5 protein-coding genes are annotated in these 9705 nt (G+C 46.6%); 1 reads left to right on the top strand and 4 read right to left on the bottom strand.

What is annotated here, in order from left to right; all coding sequences use genetic code 11:
• Nucleotides 1-88: 88 nt before the first annotated feature.
• A complete protein-coding gene (locus tag D8U73_RS07830) occupies nt 89-1789 on the bottom strand; it encodes a hypothetical protein (RefSeq protein ID WP_130904131.1) in 1701 nt (566 codons plus the stop codon).
• A 291-nt stretch (nt 1790-2080) separates the two neighbouring features.
• Between D8U73_RS07830 and D8U73_RS07825 the strand changes: the two genes are divergently transcribed.
• Entirely contained in the window at nt 2081-4117 is a 2037-nt protein-coding gene (locus D8U73_RS07825; protein WP_130904130.1) for an acyltransferase family protein, read from the top strand.
• A gap of 212 nt (nt 4118-4329) precedes the next feature.
• Here D8U73_RS07825 and D8U73_RS07820 read toward each other — a convergent pair whose 3' ends face one another.
• The 3 genes from D8U73_RS07820 to D8U73_RS07810 all read right to left on the bottom strand — a co-directional run bounded on the left by D8U73_RS07820 (nt 4330) and on the right by D8U73_RS07810 (nt 9705).
• On the bottom strand, nt 4330-5715 hold the full coding sequence (locus D8U73_RS07820; RefSeq protein ID WP_130904129.1) for a hypothetical protein: 1386 nt from the start codon (nt 5713-5715) through the stop codon (nt 4330-4332).
• A gap of 58 nt (nt 5716-5773) precedes the next feature.
• Nucleotides 5774-7423 (bottom strand): hypothetical protein, encoded by a 1650-nt coding sequence (locus D8U73_RS07815; protein WP_130904128.1) that lies wholly within the window; start codon nt 7421-7423, stop codon nt 5774-5776.
• A gap of 116 nt (nt 7424-7539) precedes the next feature.
• Nucleotides 7540-9705, bottom strand: coding sequence for a hypothetical protein (locus D8U73_RS07810; protein WP_130904127.1), 2166 nt, complete (start codon nt 9703-9705; stop codon nt 7540-7542).

The raw sequence follows: 9705 nt of genomic DNA, 5'->3' as shown, positions 1-9705 counted from the left end.
AGCGTATTCGCTCATATCGATACGCTAATTTTCCGCTAGGGGCGTCAGTAAATAGTTTAGAACGGCTGACGCCCCGATCGCGCGAGTCTCATTTCATGGAAGACGGCAGAACCAGTATGTCGATTTTCCATTGGCCAGTATCGATATGGGAAGCCCGTACATAACGCGCTTGCAACTGCTTGCCGGATTCTGACGGAGCAGCCGTCCAAGGGTCGGTGACGTTCAATAACACTGATGGTAGATTGTCGTCGAGTGCATAAAATCTAGAGATCGCACTGTCAATTTTAGGTGTGGCCCCATTTTGTTGACTGAAATCCCAAGTTGATAGCGTTTTTGGTCGCATTCCTGTGAGTAAATATATGCTAGGGAAGCGTCCGATTACTGCGACTGAATCGCCGGGAACCGTGGCTAAGAACGCGGTCGTCTGTTCAATGGCCTGGGCTTTATCTACGGTGGTAAGCAAACCGGCAAAGACCCCGCTCTCAACTCGCTTTGCAGGTGCCGAACTTATCGGGTTTACACTTTCCCCGTAAATGAAGTTGAAATTACTCATTAAAAAAAGGAGTACGACTCCACACAGAAGTGCCAAGTGAGAATTACGCTCAACACTGCTTTTCGGGAATAGAGCAAGAAGAAACACGCACACGCAGATGAACCCGCCAATGGCGAAGTTAATGATGCTGTTCGTGGCAGTTAGCGACGTAACAATGCCAGCGAAGAGCCCTACGAAAAAATACGCAGTCATTGCATGGTCATAGCGAGTTTTCCTGATCGTTTCTGTTACGAAAAAGGCAGCCCCCGCGATCGCGAGTAAGAGCACGAAATCATGCGATGTAGCGTAAAGGAAGGGGCCAGCGAGCTGGGCAGTTATAAGAATTCCGGTAATCACACCAGCTGTGATCCACCCATTGAGAGAGCGGTGAGACCCTTTGGCCGCGAATATACCTACAGCGATTGATGCAAGGCACAAGGCTACGAAGGTGTCGCTCGCGCCAAGCAAGGCGGCCGCCTTCGATAGTTTTCCTCCGAGTCCGGTAGAAATCTGAAGTGATGAATTGGTGAACTCGATAATCTGCATCAAACGGCGCACGCCGTACGCAGACAATAAGAGGCCAAGTCCAACGATCTGAAATGTCAGGCACCACACAACATAACGTCGAAAGCTAGGTCGTAGCGCTGGCACGGCCGCAATGGCAACTAGGAAGCTTGCCAAGACAACCACGAACGTGGGGTAGGCGAGCACGGACACCATCCACGCTCCTGCTGAAGTTATTAGCCAGCGCAGCTGCTTCGTTTCTGCAAAGATCGCAAAAGCTGCGACTGCGCAAAGCATGCCTAGCATGCCCAAGGTGTTGTATGACGGAGATGGAAGACTGAACGGGATGAAGCTCGTTACCGCGATTCCGCAAAGCACTGCGACAGGAAATGTTTGGCGAGTACGAGCGAAACGGAAAAAGCAGTATCCCGAGACAAGACTCGCAACCAGATATATAAATCTGTTGAGAAGAGCCAGACCCTGCTCGTTTGGCAGAACCGCGGCAAAAATTTTGACGACAGGAAAGATAAGCAATTCTGCGGTCTGATGTAGCCCTAGCGCGCTGCTGTGCTGAAAACCGGTCTTCAGCCAACCATCCAGAAAAGACAGGTAGTAGGACTCGTCCGTGAGATCTACACCGATTGTCATGCGATAGCAAAGCAATAGGGATGTGACGACTGCAAGTGAAATCATGCCGGCACAAAGCGCAACATTTGAGCCGCAGTCATCGTTATTCGAAGTCGGTATGGTCATCCCTGAAATCTCTTGTGGGCATGCAAAAGGTCGCCATGGTACCAGACACCGTTGGCTCTCAATAATGGGTTTGCACTCGTTTACGACTGCGATATAGAAAAACGAAAAACGTCCGATCGAATGCCGCAACGTTGATAATCAGTTCGACCAGAGCAGGCAGGCCGTGCCATGATATTATTTCAACGCTTTTGAGCGAAATCAACCGTCGCCAAGCCTTACATGGTGCCTGTACTTAACGTATGGAGCGGGCCCAATTCAAAACTGACAAGATCGTGCTTTGGTGGGAAAACGATGTCCATTAGTGAGACTCAAACCGTAATATCTCCTTCGAAAATCACTGCTGGTTCAATAAGACATATTGGGTACAGGCCTGATATTGATGGTCTTCGTGCTATTGCTGTCCTGGCAGTTTTGATTTTTCATGCCTTTCCAACGGTGCTGCACGGCGGTTTTGTCGGCGTTGATATATTCTTCGTGATTTCTGGTTATCTTATATCCAAAGTTATCCTTACTACGTTGTATCAGGGTACTTTTTCTATCGCTGACTTTTATTCTCGTCGCATACGCCGAATACTTCCGGCACTTGTGACGGTATTAGCCAGTTGCTTGGTGTTCGGTTGGAATACGATGCTGGCGGATGACTTGGTTCTTTTGGCAAAGCATGTTCTGGGAGGTGCCAGCTTTGTCTCCAATTTTGTTTTGTGGAGCGAGGCGGGATATTTTGACAAGGCGTCAGAGTTGAAGCCACTGTTGCATCTCTGGTCATTAGGAATCGAAGAGCAGTTTTATGTTGTCTGGCCCCTGTTGCTATGGGCAGGATGGCGCTTGCGACTGCCTCTTCTGCTGATTGTAGTGCTTATTGGTTGTGCGTCCTTTTTGATTAATATCGTTGGGATTCATGAGGACCCAATCGCGACTTTTTATTCTCCACTTTCTCGCGGTTGGGAACTGATCATCGGAGCTGCGTTGGCATGTTTTACATTTGACTCTGGTACGAAAGCTATTTCACATAGCAGACACTTTGCAGTGGTTACTTCGTTTTTCGGTTCAGCAAAGGTGCGCTCGGCTGTTTCGATTGTCGGCCTATTGTTCATTGTTTTTGCAATCTTTCAAATTAAAGATACGCTTCCGTTTCCTGGCAAGTGGGCGCTGTTTCCTACCGTGGGCACCTTCCTGATAATCGCAGCAGGAGCGGGAGCATGGGTCAACAGGGTGTTGCTCAATAGCCGCCCGATGATTGCGATAGGGTTAATCAGCTTTCCACTTTATCTCTGGCATTGGCCGTTGCTGACGTTTGCCAGAAGCGCCTACCCGGAAGGTTTGCCTTGGACCGCCCGCTTGGGGATATTGGCTGCGAGTGCTGTGTTGGCAACTCTGACGTATCTTTATATCGAAAAACCATTTCGTTCAGGCTCGCGTACTCAATTTAGAGTCTCCGTACTGTGCGCTTCCATGTGCGTCGCAGCCATCCTGTCAGGGGGCATATTAAAGTCTGGTGGTTTCGCATCTCGTTATCCCGAAATTATTCAGCGGGCAACTGAGTACAACCTCGACGGCTATCGTGCAGCATTGCGTAATCGAGTTTGCTTTATGGATATGGGGCAGGATGCGTCGCAGTACGCTCCGGAGTGCCTGGATAATGGAACTGCGCCGCTGTGGGTGTTATGGGGAGATTCAGGGGCAGCAGCCATTTATTCGGGCCTGCGCGGCCTTGCAGATCGCAGTGGTCAATTTCGACTTGCACAATTTACTTCCTCGGCCTGCCCCCCAATGATTGGTTATGAGGGAGATAATGTTGCCTGCAGCCGCAATAATCAGTGGACGATCGAAAAAGTTCGGGAACTTGCGCCTGATACAGTGATTTTAGGCGGAATGTGGGCGGAATATAATAAGGAGCTACTGCCTTCTACGATCAAACAAATACAAAGCACGGGAGTGCGCAGAGTCATCATCTTGGGGCAGGCCCCTGCATGGAAAGATGCGCCGTCTCGCATAACCTTCAATATGTGGAGTAGTGACCCTTTACATCGGGTTCCTTCTGAGCGACTGGATTATGCCAAATATGGAAGAGACCATGGCGTTCAAGCACCGGAGGGCCTTATTCGGTACACAAGGATTGCGGAGCAAAATCTACGATCTGTGGCTCAACAATCAGGTGCGCTGTATATTTCTGTCGTTGAAAAGATGTGTAACGAGAACGGTTGTCTAACAAGAGAGTCCGCATCCAGCGGTGAAGCGTTCTATTTAGATATTGTTCATCTCACTCCTTATGGTGCAAATTACGCGATGAAGGCGATTGCATCTGAGTTAGGCGTAAACGACCAGTAGGTGCATGAAGGCCTCAATTGTTATAAGTGCTTGAGGCCTGGAGAGCTGAACGCCCAGCCGCCGAGTATTTGCCAACCGACGTTGTTAGCGCTGACCAACACGTCGGCAGCGATCGACATGGACAGGTGTAATTGAGCATCTGCGACTCATGGCTGAAGAAATATACCCTGCTGGCGGAGTGTTCCCTGTAGCACTGCCAGTGCAGTTGAAAATCAGGGCAAGCTATACGATACGCAGGCCATGGCTGCGGTGGTTGTAGCTAGAAAAGACGCGGCGAGTAATGCATAAGCAGCGATAATCGGCAACCAATGCTTCTTTAGAAGTTTCGAAAAGTCTGACCACTGAAACTGGGTTGCAATGACGCCAAATAAAACCAGATACAGAGGCATGAAGAATCTGGTTTCGACTGCCCCTGGAATAATCGCAAATACTGGGATAAGTAGGGGCGCGAGATAAGCGACTTCCATCCAACGAGGTTTTTCTCTTGTGCAAAAAATCAAGGTACCAAAGAAGAACAGGCTATAGCAGAGAAAAGCTACAACACTTTTGTTGATTGAAGGCTTCGTGACGTAAACCAACCCGTCACGCACATCAATACCGTTAATGAAGTGTCTTCCATAGATGCCAAGAAACTGAACTGGGTGTTTTGCAACCAGTGTGATGTAACCACCGACAGTTGGATCGTCCTCGAATAGTGATTCATCAAGTGAGCGCAAGGCAATTCCAGCGGGATCCCTGTAGTAGAGACTAGGTGCCGGGGTATCTCCTCCGTTGTAGGTTTCGTAGCGCTGAGTCGTTACTCCCCAATATAGCTGTGTCGCCATCAAGGATTTTCCTTTGACGGTGGCGAACACTAATGGAGTGGCTACATCATGAATGCGTTTATTAATGGCCATCTGAGGAAGAGCCACGACAAAAGCCCCTAAAATAAACGCAACCATTCCAAGTCCCCGAGCACTCCAGGATTTGTTGCGCAGGAAGACAAATGGAATGATAAACAGCAACGCAATGAACGCGAAGAGGTAGATAGTTCTAATATTGTAAGCCGCACTAGCTGCAGCTCCGGAAAACAACATGAAGACTAACCAGTTCTTTCGTTTCGCACTATCTGCGAATGCTATCGCAATTATCAGAGCTGACGCAGCAGGCATATCAGATAGCGGATAAAGGAATAATCCGGGAAAGACGGCAACGACAAGCAATGCAAATAAAACGCGGCGTATTACGGTGAGGCGACCGCCGAAGCACTGCAGGAAAAAATTTGCTATGGGCCCTGTCAATAGATAGGCATAGATAGCAGAAGTGCTAATTCGGAAAATAATACGGTTTGTGTCATCTAGAACGTCTGTTAAAAAGTGTATTGGAAAGAGCAGGTAGGCGTAGACATAACCTCTGACAATGTCGGGAAAGTTCGCAATGAAGGCAGGAGTACTTAGGTTCCAATATGTTGTCGAGTCGAAGGGGTAGACGACAATACCAAAAAATTGATGAGTTACAGACAGTGCCAAAAATACCGCGAAAAAAGAATAGAGCTGAGGTTTGCTCTCTAGCAACGAGTAGAATAAGGCTTTTCTATCTGGTTTCGACAAAGCTTCCATTAACTTTCCAGTTTGTTTAGTGTTGAGTTATCGCAAGTTGCCCTGGATGAGTTATATGTTACTGAACTATTCGGCCATCAAGCGCCCAGTCAACTTGAAAGTGTTCAAAGTCTTTTTTATCCAATTCTGTTGGCACAACAAGGTTGACTCCATCAAAATCTACAACTTTAACGTTCTCATATGGGATCACGGCTCTGTCAAAGAAGGCTCCCCCATTAGTAACGCCCTCTTTACCGAACCCCACTCTCCATACGGAATCATACGAAGGCAGTGGCGATGGGCCTTTCATGAGCACACGAATAAAGGTCTTCTCTCGTCCTATAACAGTCGCTGCATAGGAAGGTAATGTCGGCTCGCTTCCCACTTTTGGGCTGACTGGATTCACGACTCTAATTATATAGTTTATCGGCTTCGTTTGACCTTCGTCCAAGTTTCGCAAAGCGACGCCCAAATTTCGTTGATAAAATGTCAGGGTTGTTTGGGAATGATTGAACGCGAACGCAACAAATATAATTTTTGTGCACAGTGCCCACATCAATGTCGCTACAACAGCGGTACGGAAAGTTTGCTTACGGATGAGGCTGGCTACTATGAATATCAGGCAAACTAAAAATAATGGCTGCCACACCTGCTGCACCATTATAGAGCGACTGCCAGGGCCCCATGTCGGATTTCCGGCTTCAACAAAAATAGTGGGCGTGCCGATTGCAAAGAGTAGGACTAGTACCCATCCTACCGGGGGGAACTCGGCTCTCTGACAGGATGCCAGGGTTGAACTGAAGACAATAATAGCCGCAAACATACCGGCAATGATGTACCAGGAAGCTCGCTGCCCTGATGGAAATTCTGAATTGGCTAGCCCGATAAACTGCCCGACTGACGGAGGGTAAATGAATGCTTTGATACTGATAATTGCATTTGACATCAATTCCGTCAGACCAATATTAAATCCGCTGTTTGAGCCTGCGAAGTGAATCCAGATTGCAGTGTAGAGTGCAAAAGCAGAAAAAAATATCACGCAGTCTAGCGTTGCATATTTTAGTTTGTCTTTGAGTGTTCCTGAAGTTCTGAAAAATGCAATGAAGAGTACGGCAATTATCGCGCCACTTTGAATGGTATATGTCGATAGGGCGATGAGGTAGCACGCGAGAGCGATTACGAGAGTTAGTTTTTCGGTTCGTTGGTTGTCAATAAATTTTATATAGAAAAATATCGACAGCAATGTGAAAGTTAAAGCTATAACCATCACTCTATCCACATGGTCGTGGCGTGCCGGAAAGTTCCACAACAGGACGATGAGTCCTGTCATTAGAGAGAAAAGACGATGCTTTTTATGCCCTAGACGATCAACAGTCAAAAAGGTAACACACGCTACAAGAGGCGAGACGATCTGTGCCACTGCATGCAAGCCCCAATCCGAGAGTTTAATGATAGGTGATGCCAGTAACCACCAGAATGCGGCCATCGGGTTTCGATGATCAAGGGCCCAAAACTCTTGAAATGTTTGGACGGGGTTTCCGCTTTTTAACAAGTATATCCAATTGCGGTCCTCGCCTATTGGCCAGATCTCGAAGCCGACTCCAGTGTTGAATACTTGTAGTAAACCAAACATTCCCAGGTAGATTAGCCACGCCGCTAAGATTAGGGCGAGCGGGTGCCGGAATGTTGATGCTGACAGATCGACCATGGTTATTGCATCGTTACTCAATGTGCTCATCCTTTTTTACTAGTAACCGAAACTGCGGTAACGTTTGCGAATTACCGGGGTCCCGATTTTGGCGCGTGAGCCTTAATACGGGCAAGTCGGCATCGATGTTTGGCAAATTATTGTTGTTCAGATTTTTTTATCTCGATCCAGCTTAAACGCGCAGCAAAACCAAAATATTTTTCGTCGACGTCAGATATGAAAGTTAATTCGTTGGTGCCGGAAACAAATTGTTCTGGAGTCACTGGCGCTTGAAATTCACCGTTTTGCTGCCAGTGAATTGGAATTTCTTTCCCGTTCAGCAAAAGTTTCATGCTGTCCTTTATGCTACTGCTAACGATGTAGTCAAAATTCCCACTGAGAGTGTATTTTTTTTGCTTTGAATAGAACGGGAAATATAGATATGAGGCTTTGCTCGTTTTCCATGCGGCCGATTCGTGGTAGAAACTGTTAACCTTCCATTCTCCTTCGCGCCAGCCAGATCCTTTTGTGGGGATTTCCATGCTCCACCATTTACCAAAGCTCCAGTGATAAAAGTCTTTTCTTTTTTCGTCTGTAAAACTTAAGTAGTGTGTACGTGTTGCTTTGCTGTTAGCAAAACTTGAGACGGTTTTGTTAAGCGGAAACTGCAAAGGCGATGGTTTGATATTGGAGTCGGCATCAATATTTATAACTATTAAATTCGCCTTGTCCAACTTGACGTCTTCTTTTTTGGTTTGTATATCCATGCCCGGACCCGATACAGGGTCTGGATAATGAAGCGTCCATTCTTGTGTATTTTCTTCACAAACGCCTTTTCGAGCCAAACCGTCTGCTTTTTGCCATTCGTGACTAGGCAAATGACAAACTTCAACTGAATCTATTGCATGTCCATAAAGATATGTTAGTGCGCCACGAAGATTTCCATCGGGGAGCATCCATGTATGTCCGATTTGATTACTATTATCGAGTATCAATAGCGTTTTACCACGCGGGTCGCCATCAAATTTCTCGGATATTTCACGCAGTATAGAAACTTGAGTGTTCGATATTTTAACGTAGTGGTGGAATTGATACAGCTGAAAAGATAAGCCAATAAAGACCAGGGCGGTAACCGATACTGCGGTGAAGGTCTTTGATAATTTGTAAGCCACTATAATCAGGCCTGTAGAGAAAAATACAGCACCCAAGGTGGAGAATAAAAACGTCCGCTGGCTAATATACTGGTGAGGCACTGATATAAGGAATGGAGCATATCCCAATATCACTAAGACTATGCCGCTGCACAGTAGTCGTCCCGCTTTTGCCGGAATATTAAGTTCTTTGTCATTATCCAAACTGTTCTGGCTAGATCTTAATATCAATGTAGTGCTGATGGCCAGCAAGATTAAAGCTGCTAGCGTATACCAATAGCTAGTGAACTCTAGAGTTGTTATTCTTGTTGCGTCAAACCAGCCGCCCAAAATACTTCTCAGTAATCCAACGGAAAATAATTTAGGTAGAGAGCTTTCGATGGTTTGAATAATGCTGCTCTGGCCTATTATGTCGCTTTGATAGGTGGATATGAGGCGAGCAGTTATAATCACGTACATAATATAGATTGTCGACCCTGACAACCATATTAAGAAGTGAGGAAAAGCTTGTTTCAGCTTTTGTATGGCGTGAGAGTTTCCTCCTTTGGTCCATAGGACGAGCAGAGGTAAAATAGAAAGCAGTAATGAAGCTTCATACATCGCGCAAGCCGCCGTAAAAATAGCGGCTGAGGTAACGCTACCGAATACTGATAGGGCTTTGTTTTTCGAATCGATTGAATATAAGAATAGGGTGGTTGCAAGTAACGCTAATGCTAGTGACCAGTTGATGTGCAGAGATCTAAACGAAAGTTGCATAGTGTCAGCTGGGTAGACAAGAAACAAGACGCTAGCCGCTACTCCCCATTTTATCGAATTGGTGATTTTGGTCGTTATAAGGCTTAAGCACCAAGCCTTTACCAGAAGCGATAAAATAAGCATGATATGCCAATATTTAAAGCTGTGTGGATCAAGGAAATAGGCTATGGCTTGAGGAAAAATAGTCAATGGGCGCAAGGCGTGCGCAGACATTGGGCTGTTCAGGTCTGTTAGAAAGAAAAGACCATGAGTGGTGAATGTCCCCAAAACCAACCACTCCTCAATGACCCCCGTCATGGCAAAGCCAAATGGAATCCACATCGCAACGACAATAATTAACGCGGGCAGGGTGTGGCCTGCTAAAAGTTTAATTGCTCTATATTTGTCTGCATCAGCGTTGAGCAAGACTTCAATCAT

It is taken from the genome of Pseudomonas sp. Sample_22, assembly GCF_004307635.1.
Classification (GTDB): Bacteria; Pseudomonadota; Gammaproteobacteria; order Pseudomonadales; family Pseudomonadaceae; genus Aquipseudomonas.
This window is presented reverse-complemented; position numbering and strand designations above follow the sequence as displayed.

Excerpts from the sequence above, each read along its gene's own strand:
- D8U73_RS07830 (WP_130904131.1), bottom strand. The coding sequence starts at position 1,789 with ATGACCATACCGACTTCGAATAACGATGACTGCGGCTCAAATGTTGCG.
- D8U73_RS07825 (WP_130904130.1), top strand. The coding sequence starts at position 2,081 with ATGTCCATTAGTGAGACTCAAACCGTAATATCTCCTTCGAAAATCACT.
- D8U73_RS07820 (WP_130904129.1), bottom strand. The coding sequence starts at position 5,715 with ATGGAAGCTTTGTCGAAACCAGATAGAAAAGCCTTATTCTACTCGTTG.
- D8U73_RS07810 (WP_130904127.1), bottom strand. The coding sequence starts at position 9,705 with ATGATTGAAGTCTTGCTCAACGCTGATGCAGACAAATATAGAGCAATT.